Raw genomic sequence first — 286 nt, forward strand, 5'->3', positions numbered from 1 at the left:
GCTTTCATCAGCTTCCGCTCGTAGGTGGAGCCACCTCCATCGAGGAGTATGCCGGCGTTTTCGACCAGCTTGAGCATCGTTCTCGGATGCAGCCCGTATTCACACGCCGCAGAATGGACCGAGTGCAGCCGCCGTTCCTGCAGCGGTCCGAACAGATGATCGCCGGGTCCGACGGGGAGGGCCTCCAGCGTCACGTCGTACATGATCTTCCGAATGGGATCGTAGGCCGGGTCCTCGATCTCATGGGCTAGCCGGTCATAGAGCCTGCCGTAGAGCAGTCGACCAC

The 286-nt window shown here is 61.5% G+C and carries 1 pseudogene; it reads right to left on the reverse strand.

Features of this window, described 5'->3' with window-relative positions:
- Nucleotides 1–286, reverse strand: a pseudogene (locus AF337_RS43425) (hypothetical protein); the annotation flags it as partial.

The organism is Rhizobium ecuadorense (assembly GCF_001187535.1).
Taxonomy (GTDB): domain Bacteria; phylum Pseudomonadota; class Alphaproteobacteria; order Rhizobiales; family Rhizobiaceae; genus Rhizobium; species Rhizobium ecuadorense.